Origin of the sequence: Xanthomonas vesicatoria ATCC 35937, from assembly GCF_001908725.1 — a bacterium.
Taxonomy (GTDB): domain Bacteria; phylum Pseudomonadota; class Gammaproteobacteria; order Xanthomonadales; family Xanthomonadaceae; genus Xanthomonas; species Xanthomonas vesicatoria.
Window position 1 is genome coordinate 163,987 of record NZ_CP018726.1, and the last position, 18,736, is coordinate 182,722.

General features: G+C 58.5%; 22 protein-coding genes and 1 tRNA gene. 15 read left to right on the forward strand and 8 right to left on the reverse strand.

Translation table 11 applies throughout. The features are described 5' to 3' along the window. Nucleotides 1–23: 23 nt before the first annotated feature. From BJD12_RS23180 to BJD12_RS23190, 3 genes are all read right to left on the reverse strand, one after another. Nucleotides 24–419 carry a hypothetical protein gene (locus BJD12_RS23180; RefSeq protein WP_039420083.1) on the reverse strand — a complete coding sequence of 132 codons (396 nt, stop codon included), beginning with the start codon at nt 417–419 and terminating at the stop codon, nt 24–26. A 605-nt stretch (nt 420–1,024) separates the two neighbouring features. After that, nucleotides 1,025–1,127, reverse strand: a tRNA-Ile gene (locus BJD12_RS23185). A gap of 92 nt (nt 1,128–1,219) precedes the next feature. Beyond that, nucleotides 1,220–1,771, reverse strand: coding sequence for a 3'-5' exoribonuclease (locus BJD12_RS23190; RefSeq protein ID WP_005995748.1), 552 nt, complete (start codon nt 1,769–1,771; stop codon nt 1,220–1,222). A gap of 437 nt (nt 1,772–2,208) precedes the next feature. Between BJD12_RS23190 and BJD12_RS23195 the strand changes: the two genes are divergently transcribed. The 9 genes from BJD12_RS23195 (at nt 2,209) to BJD12_RS23235 (ending at nt 9,642) form a co-directional block, all read left to right on the forward strand. Continuing rightward, entirely contained in the window at nt 2,209–3,519 is a 1,311-nt protein-coding gene (locus BJD12_RS23195) for a hypothetical protein (RefSeq protein ID WP_039423719.1), read from the forward strand. A gap of 157 nt (nt 3,520–3,676) precedes the next feature. Beyond that, on the forward strand, nt 3,677–4,015 hold the full coding sequence (locus tag BJD12_RS23200) for a hypothetical protein (RefSeq protein WP_005995751.1): 339 nt from the start codon (nt 3,677–3,679) through the stop codon (nt 4,013–4,015). 50 nt (nt 4,016–4,065) lie between these two features. Next, complete coding sequence (locus tag BJD12_RS24480; RefSeq protein ID WP_005995753.1) at nt 4,066–4,476, forward strand: hypothetical protein; 411 nt, start codon at nt 4,066–4,068, stop codon at nt 4,474–4,476. Beyond that, the gene (locus BJD12_RS23205) at nt 4,473–5,171 is read left to right on the forward strand and encodes a hypothetical protein (protein ID WP_005995755.1); all 699 of its coding nucleotides are present in this window, start codon (nt 4,473–4,475) and stop codon (nt 5,169–5,171) included. Before BJD12_RS24480 ends, BJD12_RS23205 begins: the two co-directional genes overlap by 4 nt. 19 nt (nt 5,172–5,190) lie before the next feature. Next, on the forward strand, nt 5,191–5,658 hold the full coding sequence (locus tag BJD12_RS25075; protein WP_039423716.1) for a DUF6283 family protein: 468 nt from the start codon (nt 5,191–5,193) through the stop codon (nt 5,656–5,658). Continuing rightward, nucleotides 5,658–6,584, forward strand: a complete 927-nt coding sequence (locus tag BJD12_RS23215) for a hypothetical protein (protein ID WP_005995758.1) — start codon at nt 5,658–5,660, stop codon at nt 6,582–6,584. Before BJD12_RS25075 ends, BJD12_RS23215 begins: the two co-directional genes overlap by 1 nt. Nucleotides 6,585–6,921: 337 nt before the next feature. Beyond that, nucleotides 6,922–8,085, forward strand: a complete 1,164-nt coding sequence (locus BJD12_RS23225; RefSeq protein WP_005995762.1) for a tyrosine-type recombinase/integrase — start codon at nt 6,922–6,924, stop codon at nt 8,083–8,085. Nucleotides 8,086–8,152: 67 nt separating this feature from the next. Continuing rightward, nucleotides 8,153–8,554, forward strand: a complete 402-nt coding sequence (locus tag BJD12_RS23230; RefSeq protein WP_005995764.1) for a hypothetical protein — start codon at nt 8,153–8,155, stop codon at nt 8,552–8,554. Between the two features lie 44 nt (nt 8,555–8,598). Then, nucleotides 8,599–9,642 carry a nucleotidyltransferase family protein gene (locus tag BJD12_RS23235; protein ID WP_126936941.1) on the forward strand — a complete coding sequence of 348 codons (1,044 nt, stop codon included), beginning with the start codon at nt 8,599–8,601 and terminating at the stop codon, nt 9,640–9,642. A gap of 203 nt (nt 9,643–9,845) precedes the next feature. Here BJD12_RS23235 and BJD12_RS25080 read toward each other — a convergent pair whose 3' ends face one another. Then, a complete protein-coding gene (locus tag BJD12_RS25080) occupies nt 9,846–10,367 on the reverse strand; it encodes a hypothetical protein (RefSeq protein WP_228998201.1) in 522 nt (173 codons plus the stop codon). A gap of 354 nt (nt 10,368–10,721) precedes the next feature. Between BJD12_RS25080 and BJD12_RS24485 the strand changes: the two genes are divergently transcribed. After that, a complete protein-coding gene (locus BJD12_RS24485; protein WP_074053041.1) occupies nt 10,722–11,135 on the forward strand; it encodes a hypothetical protein in 414 nt (137 codons plus the stop codon). On the opposite strand, the gene BJD12_RS23250 is transcribed toward BJD12_RS24485, so the two are convergent. Further along, complete coding sequence (locus tag BJD12_RS23250) at nt 11,097–12,632, reverse strand: MASE1 domain-containing protein (RefSeq protein WP_005995770.1); 1,536 nt, start codon at nt 12,630–12,632, stop codon at nt 11,097–11,099. The genes BJD12_RS24485 and BJD12_RS23250 overlap by 39 nt on opposite strands. Nucleotides 12,633–12,990: 358 nt before the next feature. On the opposite strand from BJD12_RS23250, the gene BJD12_RS24490 reads away from it, so the two are divergent. From BJD12_RS24490 to BJD12_RS25145, 5 genes are all read left to right on the forward strand, one after another. Next, on the forward strand, nt 12,991–13,731 hold the full coding sequence (locus tag BJD12_RS24490) for a DUF6602 domain-containing protein (RefSeq protein ID WP_126941430.1): 741 nt from the start codon (nt 12,991–12,993) through the stop codon (nt 13,729–13,731). 469 nt (nt 13,732–14,200) lie between these two features. Next, the gene (locus BJD12_RS23255; protein ID WP_005995774.1) at nt 14,201–15,160 is read left to right on the forward strand and encodes a hypothetical protein; all 960 of its coding nucleotides are present in this window, start codon (nt 14,201–14,203) and stop codon (nt 15,158–15,160) included. After that, on the forward strand, nt 15,147–15,848 hold the full coding sequence (locus tag BJD12_RS23260) for an RES domain-containing protein (RefSeq protein ID WP_005995776.1): 702 nt from the start codon (nt 15,147–15,149) through the stop codon (nt 15,846–15,848). Before BJD12_RS23255 ends, BJD12_RS23260 begins: the two co-directional genes overlap by 14 nt. Next, entirely contained in the window at nt 15,845–16,081 is a 237-nt protein-coding gene (locus tag BJD12_RS25140) for a DUF6283 family protein (protein WP_257392095.1), read from the forward strand. Before BJD12_RS23260 ends, BJD12_RS25140 begins: the two co-directional genes overlap by 4 nt. A gap of 20 nt (nt 16,082–16,101) precedes the next feature. Next, the gene (locus BJD12_RS25145) at nt 16,102–16,305 is read left to right on the forward strand and encodes a DUF6283 family protein (protein ID WP_005995778.1); all 204 of its coding nucleotides are present in this window, start codon (nt 16,102–16,104) and stop codon (nt 16,303–16,305) included. 349 nt (nt 16,306–16,654) lie between these two features. Here the strand turns inward: BJD12_RS25145 and BJD12_RS24815 are convergent, their stop codons facing one another. The 3 genes from BJD12_RS24815 to BJD12_RS23285 all read right to left on the reverse strand — a co-directional run bounded on the left by BJD12_RS24815 (nt 16,655) and on the right by BJD12_RS23285 (nt 18,732). Further along, entirely contained in the window at nt 16,655–17,224 is a 570-nt protein-coding gene (locus tag BJD12_RS24815; protein WP_074053042.1) for a hypothetical protein, read from the reverse strand. 410 nt (nt 17,225–17,634) lie between these two features. Then, entirely contained in the window at nt 17,635–17,994 is a 360-nt protein-coding gene (locus BJD12_RS23280; RefSeq protein WP_005990029.1) for a hypothetical protein, read from the reverse strand. Further along, on the reverse strand, nt 17,995–18,732 hold the full coding sequence (locus BJD12_RS23285; protein ID WP_005990030.1) for a hypothetical protein: 738 nt from the start codon (nt 18,730–18,732) through the stop codon (nt 17,995–17,997). Between the last annotated feature and the right edge of the window lie 4 nt (nt 18,733–18,736).

Genomic DNA, 18,736 nt, shown 5'->3' on the forward strand with positions numbered 1-18,736 from the left:
GCACGGGTCAATCCAGGAGGGGCTTAAATCAGCAGGCTACAGAAGCGCTGCAGGGGGGGCGGATCGGACACGCACACCGGAACATCCCGATAGAACTGTGCGTGTACCGGTGGCAACAGAGCCTGCACGAGCGCGAAGGCGGCCAGCGCGGGCTGGTAAGGCACTTGAGGGGCCTTCGCATCGGCCGTGGCGATGTGATCGCGCTGGCAATGCTGGTCGCACAACGCCGGAGCATCGGGATCCGGCGCGGACATCTCTTCGCAACCGACCATCAGGGTCGCTTGTCCAGCATCCACCGATTCCAGCGGACAGGCGTAGGCCACCAGCGCCAGTTGTTGCAGCAGCAGCGCCCACAGTCCCAGCCATGCCAGTCGGGCACGAGGACGGGGTCGCCGCCATCGCCTCAGCAGCTTCACCATGACAGCTCCCGCACGCCCGAAGCAGCGCCTGCGGACGCTGGGCAGATCAGGGCAGGGGACGTGCGAGCTCTCATGATTGCCAGTCTAGCCCTCTTGGGGCCGACTGGCATTGATCACGATCAAGCCATCGCGCGGACTCAGCGGTGGCATCCGCCGCAGCAGGGGGATGCGGCCGGGGCGGCTGGCGTGTCGGCCTCAGAAGGGAGCACGGCGGCGATCACATACCGGAATTGACCGAGGAGGAGAAGGATCGGCAGACCCGCGAGGGTTTGGCCGACGTCGACGCTGGACGGACGATCCCGCACTAGGAACTACTGCAATGGGTCAGGCGACTGTCGGAGCCTTCTTGTTGAGGCTTTCCGTTGGGTCAGGAGCGTGGAAACTCTTGAATCCAATATTCAAGAAGGGCACGCGTGCCTGAGCAGTACTTCCGCAATGCCTCTGTCACGCGACTTCTGGTTCGATCAAGCCTAGCTCTGTAATCCACGAACTGTTGACGTCGAGGGGTGTTTCCTCGTTGAATCATGGCGATAGAGCCGATTCGGCTGTTTTTCTCACGAATCCCTGCCGACCCTCAAGTAGAAGCATTTTTCCGTCGTTGACGGTGGTGCCCCTGGTCGGAATCGAACCGACGTGTACGCGCTTATCTGGCGCGTGCTCTCACCGGGGTATAAGGCCGGCCCTCTGACCAACATGAGCAACAGGGGCGTGATCGATCGATGCGATCACGCCGGTATTCGAGGGTCGAGCTGGCTCAGGCGGTTCATGGGGCAAGCATACCGGGGATGGACGCTATGCCGCTATCCCCGGGCGCGGCGGTAGGAGTGGGCCCACGCCGGAGCAGAGATCCGGCCGGTCGCCACCAGCCAGGCCATCCGCAAGGCCTGCGCGTCCACCAACGCATGGTGGCGCCTGGCCCTATGTTCCGGATGGGCTGCGAACCAGTCCTCGACCAGCAGCCCAGGAAGGCCTTCCTTCGACATGCATGTCATGACCGGGGCCGGCCGGGGTCCGCATGCGGCAACCTGGTCATCGGGTAGCTCAAAACCATCCAGTGCATACCGCAGCAGCTGGAGATCGTTCGGGAAATCCGCCATCACCGCCAGCGCGTCGGTCTCGCTGAGGAAGGCGCGCAGCTCGGTAGTCAGGACGGCATCCGGCAGGGCTGCGTCGCCGCGGTCGAGCAGCGGGTAGACGCTCTGACGAACGAAGTCGGTGGGAGCATCGGGCAGGCTGGCTCGCTCAGCGTAGAAAAGGCGGTCTCCATCCTCGTTCACCAGCGCCAGGCTCACCAGCTCGCTGCCGGTTACATCGGCCCACTCGGTGTCCAAGAAGTAGTACGTGGTGGCCATAGTTGAATGGTGCCACGGCCTCCTGGGGAGGGCCGAGCCTGGAAGTGCGCCGAGGGTAGAATTCACCGATCCATCAATCGGTTAGCGAAGATCTGGCCGTGTTCGTAACGATTCCCTGCCAACCCTCTCGTCCGCCTGGGGCAAGCGGAACAGCACTGCGAGGGCACTTCCGTCGTTGTACTTCGGCATCGTCGATCTCCTGCGCTGTATCTGGCGGTGGGTCCATTCTACGGGCTTTTTCGGCCCTTGTGCAATGAGATTACACATCGTATTACGTATCACATCATAAAATGAGCAATGTCGTACAATTACACTTGTCGGACGCCATTCAGGTATGCGAGCATGACGCATCGCCCGGCTGTGGCTGTGCGTCGGTGATTTAGAAGGTCGGTATGCTGGGCCCGCAGTCCGCGGGTCGCCGCGCTAGGAGCAAGTCGATGGGCACGAACGCCGCGATCGAGAAGACACAACCGCCGCCGTTGCGGCAGGCGACGGTGCTGGTGCCCGCCGCCAAGATGCCTGAATTCACCAAGCGCCTTGAAGCACTCAATACGAAAGCGGCCAAGTTCGGGCTCGATGCCCTCACGGTCGAACTGGCGCACGTCACGCCCTATCTGCAGCAGCGCCAAGTGCGCGCCGCAGGCGAAGAAGTGACGCTGGTCCCGTGGACCACCAGCGCGCCGCTGCCGGCCGACGCCGTGGGCCTGATCGACATGCACAGCCTGCTCCTGCGCTTCCCACTGGTCAAGCTGGGCGACTGGCACGTTGTCGCCCAGCTCGATGCCACGCCTGCGGCCGGCGCGCTGGTGTTCGCGGTGACGGATGGGGCGGCCGATCGCGCCGAGGCGGCACGCCGGCGTGACCACCCCATGCACTGTGAGCATTGCCACACGGCCCGGGCACGCAAGCAGATCTACCTGCTCCGCAACAGCAGCACCGGCACCTATCAGCAAGTGGGCAGCACATGCCTGCAGGACTTCACTGGGATCGATCCGGCCCGGGCGCTCTTCCTGGCCAAGCTGGCCGACTTCGAGCGCTACGCCGATGCGCTGGGCGACCAGGCCGCCGCGGGGGTGGCCGGGGCGGTCGCCACCTTGGACTATCTGGCGCGCGTCTTGTTCCTGTGCGAGTCCAGCAGCTTCATCCCCGTTGGCAAAGCACGGGAACTACGCATTGACGCCACCTACCTGCAAGCGACCGAGCTCTCGGAAGCGCATCGACGCAATCCGGCCGCTGGCCGCGCCTTTGCCGCCGCGCGGGAACGCCTGCGGGCCGAAGCTGCCGCGATGGTCGCCTGGTTTGCCGGCCGCGAGCCTAAGGACGACTTTGAAGCCAACGTCAAAGCGGTGCTGGCCAGCGACACCATCAAGGTGGACGCACGGCACCTGGCGATCGCCGCCGCGGCCGTGCCGACCTACCAGCGGCACCAGAGCGCTGCGCAGCAGCTGCTGCGGGCCGCCCGCTCGGCCCACGTGGCCGCCGAGGGCGACAAGTTGGAGCGTCCCTTGCGCGTCTACCAGGTCGAGACGTTCGACACACACTACGGGCCGCAGGAACGCCTGAGTCTAATTGACGACGAGGGCAACTGCTTCACCTGGCGGACCGCTGCCGCGCCGGCGGAGCTCGTGAGCCGCGCCAATCGCGAGCGCCGCTTTGATGCCGGCTTCAAGATCAAAAAGCACATCACTTCCCAGGGCACCGCAATCACCGAGATCTCCCACGTCCGCGTCAAGCGCTGGCTACCCTAGCAACATCTGTGCGCCAATCGCGCGGCACGCGCAGGTTGCGTGCGCCCGCGACGATGGTGGATGGCCACCGCTACGATAGACCGTGTGGCTCAACGCGCCGGAGCATGGGTTGACAAACTCCAGGCAAGTATCAAGACGACGGAGCAATGCAGTGAAAATGAGCGGCGCAGAGTACAAGGCCTGGCAGTCATCCGAGTGGGGTAGCGCCTGGTGGGAGGAGTACGAGATGTTGATCAACGGCGTCGTCGTGGATGACATCGCCCTTGATGAGGTTAAGGATGCCGACAAGATCGTCATCAATGGAGGCGTGGTCTTTGCTGATGAGAACGACCGCGCTGGCTGTTCGGCGACGTCGCACTTCAACCGATGGAAGAAAGCCCAAACCACGCAATTCGTCAGCGTCCAGGTCAGCAACGATGACGTGCAGGCACTACAAGAATTGCTCACGCAATTCGGTCAAGGCCGCACGAATTTCAAGGTCACGCTCGGCAGCTAACCGAAGTGACCTCTGTCCAGGTACCAATCTACTTTGCGAGAACTACACAAATGCCTACAGCCGGTCTTGAAAGGGGCACCGAGCACCCTCAACGAGCGAGAGCCACCGAAAGCAGTCCGAATTCCATCACCCCACCGCTCAAACCGGTAACGGCCATCTACATCGACACCGGGCTCGTCTACAGGCTTGTAGAAGCAGTGGTGAGCACGCCTTTTGGCATCCATCGTGGCGCTGATGGGCAGAGCTACTGTTTGTCGCATATAGCCACCGGTTACCGGATCGGCAGCGGCTTCGCATCGCTCGATCAAGTCCTCGCTCTGTGCGAAGACTTGCGCCGGATGAAGATCACCTGGGACTTCACGGACAAGGCGGTGATCGCAGGGTGGTCATACTATGCGCGCAACAAAATCCTAAGCCTCATCACCAAACACGGCGGAACGACCGGGAGCACGACGCGATGACCCATAATGAGGCCATTACGGCGCCAGAGACATCACCGCAGCTGGTGAGCATCCCGCCCCAGGTAATTCAGGCTGCTGCGATCGCATCCGCCGGCGGCGCAGTAGAGTGGAACCTACTGAGTGCCAGAGCTCAACAAGAAGCACATGCCGACTGCGAGGTGATCATCCGCGCCGCCTTCAGCGCACTGCGGCAAGCAGGTGTGGCATCGGATGGAAGCGATGCGTCTACGATCACGACCATCCGCAGACTCCGCGCTGCATTGGAGTTGATTGCTACGCAAGGGCCGCACTTCGGTCACGATGGCACGCAAGAAACCTGGGTGCATTGGGAAGATATCGCCCGTAAAGCACTGACCGATCAGGCTGCCGGTTACACACACCTGTCCACGCAGCCCGACCAAATACCAACCATCCCTCAACAACAAGAACCCTCATACTGGACCAAGACCTTGCTAGCGAGCGCGCAGAAGCTGCGTGACCGCACAGGCGTTCAGCGGGATGGCGATGCGGAAGATCTAGAGCGGCTAGCGGCCGCGATCCGCGCGCCGAATGGCTACATCGTGAAGGTTGGGGGTGCGGCCTATCGCTACGACCTGTGCGCTTCTACCGCCGCCTACGCCCGCGAGGCTGCTCTGGCGAAGGGGCTGGAAGCGGAGAATTTCACCGTCGAGCCATTCCTGGTGATCCACCCATGAGCAAGCTGATCGCGCCGCTATGACCGTCCCCTCCAGCAGGATCCAACGCGTACGCCGGGCCGGCAGCGAGCATCAGGTGGTAACGGTCCAAAGCCCAAAACAGGCCAGTGCACGCTACTGCAAGCGCCCATGCCCTGATTGCCCGTGGCGCGTCGACGCGGTGGGCAAGTGGCCAGCAGAAGCATTTCGTGCATCTGCTGAGACGGCGTATGACATGGCCACGCACACGTTCGCGTGCCACTCTACCGGCGCCACCAACCCGCGGCTATGCGCAGGGTTCCTTCTGCGAGGCGCAGACCATAATTTGAGCGTCCGCCTTGAGCGAATGCACGGTCGTGTGGGCCGCGATGTCGAAGACGGCGGGCAGATCCTTCACGCATCCTACGTCGCCATGGCCGTCGCCAATGGGGTACCAAGCAATGATCCAGCACTACAGGCATGCCGCGAAAGCTACTTCGAGGCACAGCAAGTTGATTCGGGTGAATAATGACCACTGCTCCTGAGGGCTCTGATTTTCCTGTGAACCAACCGGTGCTCGGAAAGCTCACCGAACGCGCCCTAACCCGCTTCCAAAAGGCTATCGACCGACGCATCAAGCGTTATCTCGACTTCGACAAGTTCCGCGATCATGCCGCAGCGCGACTCCACACGCTTGCCTCCGAGAACGAAGAAATAGCGTACTTCCTCTCCTATGGATTCTACGTGCTCGAAGGCGGGAAGACAGCTGGCTGGGATGATAGTGTTGTTAAAGTCCAATTCGGCAGCCGCCCCTATCTCACTGCGTATGGTGAGCCTCAGTTGGTCTATGGCGAAATGTCAAAGAGCCTGCGTGTATTCACTGAGCAGGGCGCATCACTATTGTATCAACGTGGCGACGATGGCCATGTCATGTGTCTCCTCTACCCTGCCTCATCGGAGCGAGAGCCAAAAACGGTTTCTATGGTGGTGCTCAAGGTCGTTAACGATCCTTCCAATCTTCTCAACGATCGACTGCTCCGTAGCCACCTGAAAACCCTTGCTGCCTACATGGCTGTGACCAGCTTAGATGGCTCTCCGACCATGCTGCAGAGGTGCCGGTACTGGTGGCTACACCTGACAAAGCAGCGCACGATCGGCGGCGTCGTACGACCACGTCAGATACAGGTGATTGCTGGCAAACTGCTGCTCTGGGTAGCAACCGTCGCCTTCAGCGGTATCGCTCTTTTTTTGATTCAGCGCAGGTGGCCTGAAAAGGATGCCGTCACCCCAGCCCTCCTGCAGGCCAGCCAGGCAGCGCAGCGCAAGAGTGAAGCGCAGCTCCGAGTGCTGGAACAGATCCGAGACACAATGGCGGCATCTGCTCCAACCCGTGCGACGCCATCGGCGCCAGTGAAAGTATCCTCCCCAGGCGCGCCAGCCGAGGATGGAAAATAAATGCTTCGCATACCCTACCCCGTTCCTGAGGAAAAGCGCGACGACGCGCTACAGGCATTGGCCGCTGGCCAACCGGTGAGCATTGGCCAGGCATCCCTGCATCCAGACCCTGCGGAGGAAGTGATCTGGGGAGTGGATCCCTACGGCATGGACTGCCTCCTCTCCGCCGGTGGAAGCGGAAGATCGAGTTGCGAACTTGCAATCACCTGGGCGGAGAGTGTGCACGCGGGTACGCACCGTGCCGAACTAACTTATGACTTCTAAGCAAGACACATCAGGGCGACCAGCAGCAGCAGTTGAGGGGCGGCGTAAGCGCACATATGCAAAGTCCCCCTTCATGACGCCAGGTGAAGGGGTCCCAGTTGCACCAGCTGTCCAGACGGCCCTCGAAGCATTGCCGGCGCCGCACCATGGAAAGCTGGAGCTTGTCGACCTGCCTGTACAGGTTCCCGGCGTTCGGTTCGAGCTCACCATCAAGCAGCTCGCGCAGGCTCAGGCCATCTTTCGAGACCTGTTCACACACGAAATCCAGCCGTACGCGGACAACAGCCGCAAGTCTATCCGCACCGATTGGCGGCACTGGATCGCCTTCTGTGCTGAACGTGATCGCGTGTGCATGCCAGTTCAACTCGATGACCTCATTGAGTTTTTGAACAGTCTGATTGCAGCAGGCTACAAGCGCTCAACGCTGGAGCATTTGCTCTTCACCCTCAAGCTTGCCAGTCGCTTGTGGAGCTGCACCTGCGCGACCGATACACTTCAATTCCGGTGGTATTGGCGACAACAATGCCGCGAGCAGCTCACTGCGCGGAAGCACCAGGCACCGGCTCTGAATATTGAGACCGTCGACGATGTCGTCGAAGCTCCGAACAGTGCGTCAGGACTTGCCGGGCTGCTCGAGCTTCGCGACATGGTCTATGTGGCGGTGTCCTACGATCTACTAGGACGCGCCTCAGAGATGGTGCGGTTGCGGTGGAGCGATGTTCACTTCGGCGCTGACGTGGAGGGCGGAGCGACATGCACCATCTTACGTTCAAAAACGGACCAGCAAGGCGCCGGCGTCACGCTTTACCTAACGCCGCGTTCGGCCCAACTATTGCTCACGTGGCAAACGCAACGTTTGATCGCTGAGAAATATCTCTGGCCAGCTGCGCGTCGTGAGTACTTAAACAACCCCTACATCTTTCATCGGCTACCTCGACATAGGCTTTTCGAGCCGGCTCCGGCTGCAGACGCCAAGCGGTTGCGCTGGGATACGCATTTATGTGTGCGTGAAGCTGATCGAATCATCAAGCGAGCTACCGGTGAACAGTTATCTGCTCATTCTGCGCGCGTCGGCGCTGCGCAGGACATGACGCGCGCCGGTATGGACCTAGCAGCCATCATGCAGGCTGGTCGGTGGAAGACGCCAACGATGCCTGCTCGCTATGCAGAGAACGAGCTGGCTACACGGGCCGGTAAAAACCGGCAGAAGGCACTGGCAAAGCTACGGAGCAGCTGACCACCACATCCTGCACGTGCGGCTGTCAAGATATGCACATCGCTGCAACACATTTTAAGGAGCAAAGATGCTGACCAACGAAGGCACACATCAGCTAGCCGAGAAGTCGGGGCTCTTCGACGCCCGTACCGCGCTCAACACGCTCACCCGGCTTGAGCACAATGGACTCCCGGTCCTTGCGAGCTACGACCTCACGACTACAACGTTGCGAGTGACCTGGAACGTACCTGCACAGTGCCTGATACAGGTTCCCGAGCCCATGGTAGATGAGACCTTGGCCGCGCTTCGATATCTGAGCGGCATAGCACTCCGTCGGACATTTGCGAAAGGGATCTCGAGATCGACCGTCCTTGTTGCCAGCTGGCAATTGACGGATGCGGACGAGGACGAGGACGACGACTCTGAGCAAGAAATCAGCCACACCCAAGCAACGTTGCACCTGGCACTTCCTTTCAGTTCCCAGTTTTGAGCACACGGGGACTCATCGGCGCCACGCGAAAAAGGAACATGCGGATGGGCGGAAATGCATTGAAGGCGGTGGCAACTCACCTATTACCGGCCGCGAGCTACCTTCAGCTGGCCGCGCAGGTCATGGACACGCTGCAAAGCGAAAGCGGCCTCCGCGTTGAGCTCGTGCGCAACTTTGGCACCAAGGCCGATTTCGGTGATATGTGTGTGATAGCCGATCGCAGCACGCTGCCGGCAGACGTTCCAGCGCTGATGAGTTACTTATTCAACCCACACGAGGTGGTGAGCAACGGAAATGTCATCAGCTTCGATGTAGCCGCGTTCCAGGTCGATCTAGTCTGTGTGCCCGCCAGCGAATACGACACCGCCCGCGACTACTTTGCGTTCAACGATCTGGGCAATCTAATGGGCCGTACGGCTCAAAGAATGGGATTCACGTATGGCCAAAACGGGCTGCGCTACAAGGTCCTGGACGGCGACTACCTGGTGGACGATCTTACAATCACAAACGAGATGCCAGCAGCTTTCGCGTTTCTCGGCTATGACTATGGCCGCTTCGATCAAGGCTTCCACACCCTGGAAGAGGTATTTGCCTTCGCTGCCAGCTCTACCCACTTCAATCCGGCCGCCTATCCACTGGAGTCACGTGGGCACCGCGACCGCGTTCGTGACCAGAAGCTGCAGAACTATCGCCTATTTCTTGAATGGCTGCAGACGGCTGGTGTAGCCGCAGGAGCATCAGCAGACCTCCAGCGCGCACACCACTTACAGCGAGCACTGAAACAATTTCCTGCTTTCGCGGAGGCACTTTCGCAATCCCAGGAAGCACTTGCTGGAGCACGCCGCCGCAAGCAGCTGTTCAATAGCCGGATTGTGTCGGAGCTCACAGGCCTCGAAGGCCGTGAGCTCGGGCATCTCATGCGTGAGGTTCATGACGCGTATCCGGGTGGCCGTGCTGCATTTGTTACTTGGCTTGATCAGCTGGAAGATCACAAGCTGGCGCCGCTGCATGCATATATAAGAGAGGTGGCTGCAGATCTCATAACGAGCGCCAAAAACGCAGTAGATGAGTCAACGATTGCTAAATAGCACCCCACCCCGGAAATTCGATCGCAGAAACACAGACGGCCGCATAACGCGGCCGTCTGGCAAAAATAACAAGCATTGCATTCTTCTGCACGGCCTTCATAGCCGCCTTATGGACAGGCTTGGCTTAAAACGCTAGCCAAGACCTGAAGATCGCGCAAGTATTGTGGCTTAAAAGCGCGACCCGTCACTTCGATCAAAAAGCACTATAAAGTGCCACATCCGAAAGGGCAACAATCAAGCGTAATGCCGTGGATACAGCAGCGGTTTGCGAGATTAATAGCATCATCTTCGTTGCGCACTTCAAGTGTTTCGTATCCCTTATCAGCAGCAATCGCAATGGCACGTAAACGTTGATGCTCAGGCAACATTGAAACACGACGGTCAATAGCGGAACTGAATAGTTTTACAAGATAAGACCAAGATAGTCCGCAGCCTCGGTGAGCAATGTTCCATTCCTGCTGGCAAATTTGAAACCAAGCGTCTTCATCAAGCGGACCAAGTAACTCGGCTTTGCAATCGTAAGCATGCTTATGAATGCCAGCAATGACGGCATCGAAACCTGCATCGATACGAGAGAAATTAACGGTAAACATTTGGTTAGCTCCAAGCAGAGTGAGCAAACCAACTGCGCCCCAACAGGCGAAGTCGAGTTCGCCCGATGGGATGAAAAGTAGTTTTAAAGTATGTAGCGTTGAGGTGGCACCGGCCACAGCGGAGATGCGCAAGCGCGTTCTCCACGCAGATTAGACCTCCGACAGCAGGGGCGTCAAGGGTCCACAGAGAACAGGTCTTGAAGAAGGGTCGAAGCAAGATTTCGACGCCCAGGCACCCTGGGCAGAACCTCCCAGGGGATATCGGAGGAGTGCAACGGATACAAACGATTAATTCTAGTTCCTGTGTGGTCTCAAGTCGGCTGTATGTAATAGAAGCAGCTTGCGCCGGCCACATGTGATACATGTCTCATAACGACTTCGTCCAACGAAAAACAAATTTTCGCGGAGTGGTGCTCAAGATCGCGTACCGTCGCAGCTGCCTGAACCGCAGGCGAGCGCCCTCATACGAGGGGAAGGGTTAGAGAAATGCGTTACTTCAAACCTGCAGCGAAAGTTGTTATCAGTATCATCGCACTGACTCTTATGCAGAACACGTCAGCATGCTGCCCAGATGTCGGTCACAGTCCCAACACAGCAGCAACTGGGCTTGGAACAAGCCGTCCCGCGGCTGCCGATCTTTCAGCAGTGGGCAGCGTGAAGGTATATGCCTTCGAGCGTGATGGAATCCGCTACTTGCAAGTCAACGGCCCGACAGGAATCGTACGAACCGCAATCGGTTGGATCGATAGCGTTGTTTGGGTGATGCCGATTGGGGTGGATGCTGACCGCACCAAAATATTAGCACCGGGCACCATGCCTACAGGTCTTATCGTATACCAGGGGGAAAGAATGACGGTTTTTCTATTGCCCGATAACAACTGGGTCGTCGTACCGAAATAGTAATTTAGAGCCTAGAGGTTCGGTTAAATAGAAGCTGATCTTCGTATGGTGGTGTTTTAAAGCACCACCATACGTCTTGATTCGTCTGGACAGAACGGACGCATTCTCGTAAGTCACTCGGTCAACTGGAGTGCACTGAGCATGTTCAACAACTACTACTACAGCTACGCCTTGAATGCCACGCGTCTTGCCAACACGTGCTTTGATAATAAATCGCCCACCATGCAGTAGCGAGCTGACAGCTGCCAGTGTGCATCTATAGACAGCGAGCTGGAGCCCAACTGAAAGCACCCTGGGGTCGCCACGGAGCATGGAGCTACTTACCTCGGTGTGACTCACACGTGCGAAGCTTGCAGAACAGAAAACATGATAGAGACCGTGTGTCTCAATTTCCAAAGGATACAATGAGTTGATGTACTCGTGAAGCATTCTTGATTGAATTGAGCCAGTTCGAATCATGCGCATAGCGGCTTCATTCTGGCCGCGTGACTTTAGGTGCGATTCTATGTCCCGGCGCAACATGTTCACATGGACTTGGACATCCACAAACCCAATCACGTGCTCACGCAACTCCTTTTCTGCCCACATGTAACTCAATCTTGCATTCTGTTGAGCCTGTTGTTCACCCCTCAAACGGATTCGTGTCTCTGTCAAGACACTAGAAATGCGGGTGCCAAGTAGAAATATGCCTGTGGCGATTGTTGCGAGCATTGTCTGAACAACAAATCCAGTTGCGTCATATGCTCCGAAAACACCGGTGTTCCTCAACGAAAATCCCAAAGCAGCATTGGAAATGACCAATCCGATTGATGCTCCCCTCCAGCCATGCAGCCAAGTCAGAAGAATGGCAGGTACGATCAAAAGAGACATCATCCCAAATCTAACTAGCTGACTCTCAGGCAACGTCGCTAGCGCGAATAGAAAGGCCGTCGCGAAAAGAGCCAAAGCGCTGTGTGTAGTAAGGCGGCCAGGTGTCTCCGCATCTTCCCTTCGTAACCAAAGCAGTACTGGGAGGACAATCATCAGCATGCCCAGGTAGTCGCCTACGACGAAACGGACAAGTTTAATCCCTCCTATTGCCGTTGAAGGACCATCGAGCAGTATATTGACGGACTGCGTGCATAGCGCCCCCCATAGTGCCGCTACTAAGAGTAGCGGGATAAGTAAAGCCTCATTGCTGTGTACTTCACGTAACTTGTGGCGAATTGCGATGGGCACCAGCGAAATGGCCGGGCCCAGGATGCACGAACTGCCATATGCCCATGCAGGATTGACACCCATCCCGGCAATTGCTGGAACCCTAAGCATAAGCAGTGCACAAACGTCGCCAAGCAACACCCACGGGACCAAGCGATACGGAACAAAAAGAAGAGACGCAATCCGCAGTCCAGCTGGCAAATACCATTGGTCGAGAGAACAGTGCCAAGTTAGCTGAAACGCTAGACAGTAAGCAGTGGCCGTCAAAAGGCCTCGCGTTGCGTACCTCATCCCTTCCATGGGTTACCCGAAGTTCTGATGACGTCAGAGCATACCTTAGTGAGCACAGGAATTGTCCGTGTTGAGATAGTCACACGAGCGCAACGAATGCTAGTCTCGTAGTGTGGGACGCAGTGCTCAATCCTGAAGCAGACGTTCATGGCCATTTCTGATGTGCTGGTAAGGCTTTCCCTGACAGACCTGCCCCAAAAGTTGTGAGATATTCACACTGTCTCGGAAGCTCGGTACCTGCGCTTGCGCCGCTTCAGTTACAAAGGACCTCAGCCTTAAGCAAGCTGTAAGCTACGCCGAGACGCTTTCCACAGTCACTGCGCTTATATCTCGATTGCCCTTCAATAGCTTTAATGCGGAGAAAGCCGTGTTTGAGGAAATCTTCAATGCGAGAGTGCGAGAACTTTGGCACCTCTATGGCGCTACGGGCCCACTCAATCATCCAGGTGAAAAAGGAGCATTCCGCGAAGCGTTTTTGAGACAGCTGCTAGAATCGGTGCTCCCTTTGCAATACGGAATTGGAAGCGGCGTTATTGTTGACGGATTCGGAAAGCAAAGTCCACAAGTAGATCTGCTGATCTATGACCGTCGGAATTTTCCACCATTTTATGAATCTGGTGGCCATGGCATCTATCCGTTTGACTCCGTACTAAGGGTCATCGAAGTAAAAAGTTTACTAGATAAACAGGGTCTGGAGCAGTTCGCAAAACTCGCTAGGTCGATACATCCGACCAATCCGGAAGGACTCAAGATGAAGGGGTACGGTAATCTAGAGAATGGCAGATCGTATTACGCATTCCCAGCTCTTTTCGCTTATGCAACTCGTATTTCTCATTTCAAAACGGATTGGGAGAATATTTCAGATCTGCAGGGCATGGCAAACACAGTCTGTGTCGCCCATAGTGGCGTAATCACAAGGTCGTATGAAGGGGATGCTTACGTGACCTCTCTATTCACCGACGAGCGTCACTTTGAGAATAATATTCGAAACTTCTTAATAAGTCTTTTGGATGGTATAGAAGGGACGGCAAATTCGCGTCAAGCCCTCAAAGTTAGCGACTGGTTATCAAACAAAACGACGGACCTTGCTTCTTTGCACATCAAATAAATAGAAGAAATTCTTCTGTGTCCACCGAGGCAGAACTTTACGACGTGGTGGCCTGCGCTCAATCACTTGCGAGGCTTGCCCATGCTTCGCAGACCGATTAGGCAGGCCTGCCGCGCCTAGCAGCTGCAGCACTAGGGCAGCACCGGCAATCCGCGCGATTGCAGAGGTAAAGAAGGAGGGCCGGCAGGAAATCGTTCCGACACAAGCCATGCCTTTGGCAAATCCTTGAATTCAAACGTGATGTCACCTTTCACTGCACTTGCTCGCATCCAGGCCGCCTTGATCCTGCGCGATGGCCACGGCCGCACACCACACGACAGCGCGTGATTGGGGCGTTCCGTACTCGACACTAGAGAACCGACAGGTATTGTATTGATAGGCAGGATTTCGAGGATTTGACGAACCGTCGTCGCTTTCGTAGGGTCGATCTGCATGGGTGCGGCTGCGCCCACCTACTGGATTGATCGCCATGACAACGCTGAAGTACTTAGGGCTTCCGGATCTGACCGGACACGCGCCCGACAGCCTAACGCCGCGTCTGGGACACCTCGACGCCGATTCGCTGGGGGTCTATGAGCTGGTGCTGCCGGCGCTGCGCCAGGGCCTGCACGCTTGGATTCGCGGCACGGCTCCTTCCGATCCAACGTGGACCGAGCTGCAACGACTGACCGACGCGGTGCGAAGTTTCTCGCGCGAAATCCTGATCCACGGCCACTTGCGCCAGCACGTGCTGGCTGGACCTCGCCGCGAGCCGCTGGTGTTTCGGCTCGATGCGGCGCGACGTCGGCCGTATCGGTTTGTCATTCACTCAAGCCTGCACGAGAGCATGGCCGAATGGCTGCGCACGTCCCACGACGACGACGTGCTGGTGACGCTGTTTCCTCCGGAAACAGTGAGACAAGAAGTGCAAGCAGAACGCGACCTAGAGCACGCGCTGCAGCGGCTGGTTGGCAATAGCCATGACGTGTCCTCTGTTTTTTCAACACGACACGTCCCTGCCGAAACTGCAGCCAGCGCTGCTGCTCGCTCTGAAGCCATCGCCGATTGGCTCACCTCCCAAGAGGCCGGAGTGCAGCTACCTGGTCGTTCTGGTTCACCCGCCCAGCGCGCAAGCAGGTTGAGGCGTAGGGGAGCACTGTTTGGCGTGTGGGTCCCCGAAAGGCGTGCCTATCGCTTCGCGCCCTGGCAGTTCCTGCAATCTGGCCAACCCAGCCCAGTTCTGCCCGAGATCCTCACGCTCGTGCGCAGCCGCTCCGGCGTGGCCGCCGGCGAGCGCACCTCTGGTTGGGAAGAGCTGGAGTGGTTTCTAGCACCGCATGCGCTGGCCGATGGCCGCACCCCGGCCGAACTTCTGGCCACCGATCCATGGGCCATTTTGAAGGTCGCACACGCCGATTTCGACGAAGGGGCCGACGATGCCCGGTGGTAGTAAGTGGTGTGATGTGACCCCGGCGCTGCAGGTGGTTCCACGGATCCCGTTGTGGCACGTGTTTAAGCGTCGCTTTGGTGCCCTTGCGCCCAATGCGAAGTCAGAGGCCCGCATGGCCCTAGTAGGAACGCACAAGATGTTCTATGCCGCCGACTCGGCGGCGGGGGCGCTGTGGGAAACGGTCCTTCGCAGCGTGGCGGTAGGCACGAATCTGCAGGCTCACGTGTTGCCGATGCATCTGCAAGGCTACGACATCGTGCAGATTCAAGCGAAGCGGTCGGATCTGCCGTTGCTCGCTCTGGGCCAGCCCGGACTCCGGGCCCTGTACCCCAAACCCGACAGTGCAGCCGCTCAAGCCGTGGCCACCCTGCTCCACCAGCCCGACCATTCAGTGACTCACCCCGAGGCAGCGCAGCTCCACGCCGAACTGCAGGCCGTGGGCATCTCCGATATGCCGGTGCTGAGCTGGCCCTCACGGATGCACCACCCCAGCACGGCTTATCTGGCCTACGAAAAGCCGATGGATAGCAGCTGGTGGCAGGTGGTCGGGTCCGCCATCTCGCTGGATGATCCCGCCACAGGCTATCCTCTGGTGGCCGCTGCGTTGGCGAGCTCCGGGTTTACGTGGGCCGCGCCTCTGGCAACCACCGCGACGCCGACGCCGCCAGTGCCAGGAACGGGGCCGTGAGCAGGACCTTGTCTGCGGCGACTACACGAACCCTGCAGGTCCGCCCTGCAGGCGACCACCACAAGGTCGTCACCGTTACTAGCGATCACAGCGATCGCGCCCCGCACTGCACCCGCCCCTGCAGCGATTGCCCGTGGCGACTCGATGCGGTCGGCGAGTTCCCGCCTGAGGCGTTCGTGCACTCGGCGGGCACCGCGTACGACCTGGCTCCGTCAACCTTCGCCTGCCATTAGGCCGGTGCCAGCCGCCCCGCATGTGCGCCCGCTTCCTGCTGCGTGGCGCCGAGCATAACCTCACGGTGCGCCTGGCCAAGATTCGCAACGAGCCCACCCTGTTTCCCACGTCGGGCGGCCACCCGCTGCATGCCTCCTATGCGGCCATGGCGATCGCCAACGGCGTGGCCCCAGTTCACCCGGCGCTAGTGTCACGGGTCACGATTGATGCGACTAGATCATGAAATATGCGGCTGACATTGACGAAAGGCTTCCCCGCGCAACCGCGCTCTACAGTGCAGACCTGCAGAGGCATCGCCCCCCCTCAATGCCGGCTACGCTTGACAGCTCAACGATCATGCAGCTGCAGGAGGCACGGGTGCCGGCGCTAGAATTATGCCAGGGAGACATCCGTCGCGTCTGCCGGCGGCGCCGAGCGGCTGGTATGCGACTCGTCGACCACCCGCCGCAGCAACTGGGTAAGCACATTGGCCAAGGCGCAGCACTCTTGCGGCAGAGGTACTACTACGTGCGGGCCAGGCGGCGCCGGCATCGAGGCGATGGATGCGGTGTCCAAGTAGTCGTAAAAGCTGCTCACTCGTACTGAGGGACCCAGCGAGGGCGCACCTCACCTACACGTCGATCGATCGGCCCACGTTCATTGTGCCATGCGAAGGCGTGCACGCTGCTGATGCAATCGACGATGAGCGGTGCATCATCTGGCCGGATCCGAAGCGCGAGCAAGCGAGGTTCCGCCTGAATGTCGAGGTACAGCGGAGTAACGCGCAGATGCACGTCTACGTCGCGATAGCCTGGCGAGTTGCCATAGGTAACAAACTCGGCAAGCAGACGCACCGGCTCGTCGCCTGGGGCCTCGAGCAGTGCGTCGAGTTGCAGCTGCTGCGCTTCCAGCGCGTGCGCGTCCGCGGCTTTGGCAGCTTCGTCAGCGAGCTGACGCGCCGCTTCGGGGACCTGCGCCAGCCAGTCGGCGCCGAGGCGGTCGACCGCCTCGGCGAGGGTGTATCCCATAGCTACAAGCCAATCCGGCCGATTCAGCGCAAGTGCGGCGGCGATCTGCTCACCAGTGGACAACACACCAAGCTCACCGGCGGCGGCGGCCCGGGACTTGGCCAGGATGTGCTGGAGGATCGGGCTAGGGTTCATCTCTCAGGTCCATTGTCTAGCGGAGGTGGTGCGCAGCTCATCTTCATCATCCATGATTTCAACTCGCCGGGACTAGAGCATCGTGTTCAGGGGCTACGCCACTGGCGATCGCGATCACAGCATTAGGAATGGTGCAGGGTGTGCCCACCGCAGGACGACCAGGAGGTCATGTCAACACGCATTTTTGCCAGTCGCACGATGAGGTTGTCATCCGCGCCGCGGACCAGGAAGCCGGCGCACATGCGAGGCATTAGGTGCCAGCCTGGTGGCTCGAGAAGGTGGTTTCGGCCACGTCGCACTATATGCAAGCCTGTGCACAGCAGGAAATCTTCCATCCCGTCCATTCGCTCTCGGAAAATCCCCGTGTAATCGCCGGACTACTGTCGGCCATGCCTTACGATATTGCCGAGCTACCGGTGCAGATTCCTTCGCATCTCTAATCCGATCGAAAGCAGCATTGATGGGATCAGGGCGTATGGAAGCAGCCAGCCGACGCGCCAGCCGGCAACCAGGCCAACGCCCAGCAGGAAAGCGGCTATTGCTTGCGTCAATAGACAAGTGACGCACAATGCCGCAATCGCTCCAGGGAAGCCACGAGGAAGTCCTGGCAGCACAAGGGATTTGACAAGTTGCTTCTTGCCCAAGGTGTAGTGCAGCACCAATAAAAGCACCCCCAGCACTCCGCACAACCACAGAGGCGACTTAGCAAAGAGTGCGCCGACTAATGCGGGGAGTAGCGGGTACGCCAGTAAGGGCAAATAGCGCAGCATTTAGGTCACCACCGACAGCGCCGGTTTCACCTCACGTGCCGCGTCTGCGAGCTGTGCGCCCAGTAGCGTCTGCGGTAAGTAACGTAGCGTATGTTCTGTACCATCGATGCAAGTTGAGCTGAACCAGTATTGGCCGTTCTTGGCCCAGGCCAATCCGCGCTCAGTCAAACTAAACCGATCAGATCCAACCGACCAGATCAGCCGCTCACTCGACAGCTCGTGAACAGTCCGCACCGACCCTGTGGACTGGTGTTGACTCTCAAGCCAGAACAATGACAACGCCTCGACCATCACTTCCTCATCGAGGAGCTGCAAGCAAAGCTCGCTGATTCGTTTTACCAGTGCAGGAGCACCATCATCCACATCGCGCAACGGAGCGGTCTCCATCTCTCGGGCGATCGTCTCCCGGTAGAACTGATGAGTGTATTTCACGCATGTTTCCATGAACGCAAGGCGGCGAACTAGAACATTCACCCCGCTCGCCTCACCAGGTGTCATGGGAGCAAAGACCGTAACCATGGGAACAAGAAGATAGCCGACACCACGGGTTGTGTAGGCATTGAAACCGCCAGTGGAAAAGGTCATCAGAGAACGCACAAATTCGGTCGGCGTCATCGTGTGCTCGTCATAAGCAAACGTCCTACGCACACGCAGACCAACATCAGGAACGATCTGTCGCAGGGCCTCGGTAATGATTCCAACAGCGCTGGTCGCAATAACTCTATTGTTATGTTGCATTTTA

Coding starts and splice junctions, on each gene's coding strand:
- BJD12_RS23205 (WP_005995755.1), top strand. CDS start 4,473: ATGACCCATAATGAGGCCATTACGGCGCCAGAGACATCACCGCAGCTG.
- BJD12_RS23200 (WP_005995751.1), top strand. CDS start 3,677: ATGAGCGGCGCAGAGTACAAGGCCTGGCAGTCATCCGAGTGGGGTAGC.
- BJD12_RS23195 (WP_039423719.1), top strand. CDS start 2,209: ATGGGCACGAACGCCGCGATCGAGAAGACACAACCGCCGCCGTTGCGG.
- BJD12_RS23180 (WP_039420083.1), bottom strand. CDS start 419: ATGGTGAAGCTGCTGAGGCGATGGCGGCGACCCCGTCCTCGTGCCCGA.
- BJD12_RS25145 (WP_005995778.1), top strand. CDS start 16,102: ATGTGCGCCCGCTTCCTGCTGCGTGGCGCCGAGCATAACCTCACGGTG.
- BJD12_RS23230 (WP_005995764.1), top strand. CDS start 8,153: ATGCTGACCAACGAAGGCACACATCAGCTAGCCGAGAAGTCGGGGCTC.
- BJD12_RS23250 (WP_005995770.1), bottom strand. CDS start 12,632: ATGGAAGGGATGAGGTACGCAACGCGAGGCCTTTTGACGGCCACTGCT.
- BJD12_RS23225 (WP_005995762.1), top strand. CDS start 6,922: ATGACGCCAGGTGAAGGGGTCCCAGTTGCACCAGCTGTCCAGACGGCC.
- BJD12_RS24480 (WP_005995753.1), top strand. CDS start 4,066: ATGCCTACAGCCGGTCTTGAAAGGGGCACCGAGCACCCTCAACGAGCG.
- BJD12_RS24815 (WP_074053042.1), bottom strand. CDS start 17,224: ATGAACCCTAGCCCGATCCTCCAGCACATCCTGGCCAAGTCCCGGGCC.
- BJD12_RS23260 (WP_005995776.1), top strand. CDS start 15,147: ATGCCCGGTGGTAGTAAGTGGTGTGATGTGACCCCGGCGCTGCAGGTG.
- BJD12_RS23280 (WP_005990029.1), bottom strand. CDS start 17,994: ATGCTGCGCTATTTGCCCTTACTGGCGTACCCGCTACTCCCCGCATTA.
- BJD12_RS23285 (WP_005990030.1), bottom strand. CDS start 18,732: ATGCAACATAACAATAGAGTTATTGCGACCAGCGCTGTTGGAATCATT.
- BJD12_RS25075 (WP_039423716.1), top strand. CDS start 5,191: ATGACCGTCCCCTCCAGCAGGATCCAACGCGTACGCCGGGCCGGCAGC.
- BJD12_RS23235 (WP_126936941.1), top strand. CDS start 8,599: ATGGGCGGAAATGCATTGAAGGCGGTGGCAACTCACCTATTACCGGCC.
- BJD12_RS24485 (WP_074053041.1), top strand. CDS start 10,722: ATGCGTTACTTCAAACCTGCAGCGAAAGTTGTTATCAGTATCATCGCA.
- BJD12_RS23215 (WP_005995758.1), top strand. CDS start 5,658: ATGACCACTGCTCCTGAGGGCTCTGATTTTCCTGTGAACCAACCGGTG.
- BJD12_RS23255 (WP_005995774.1), top strand. CDS start 14,201: ATGACAACGCTGAAGTACTTAGGGCTTCCGGATCTGACCGGACACGCG.
- BJD12_RS23190 (WP_005995748.1), bottom strand. CDS start 1,771: ATGGCCACCACGTACTACTTCTTGGACACCGAGTGGGCCGATGTAACC.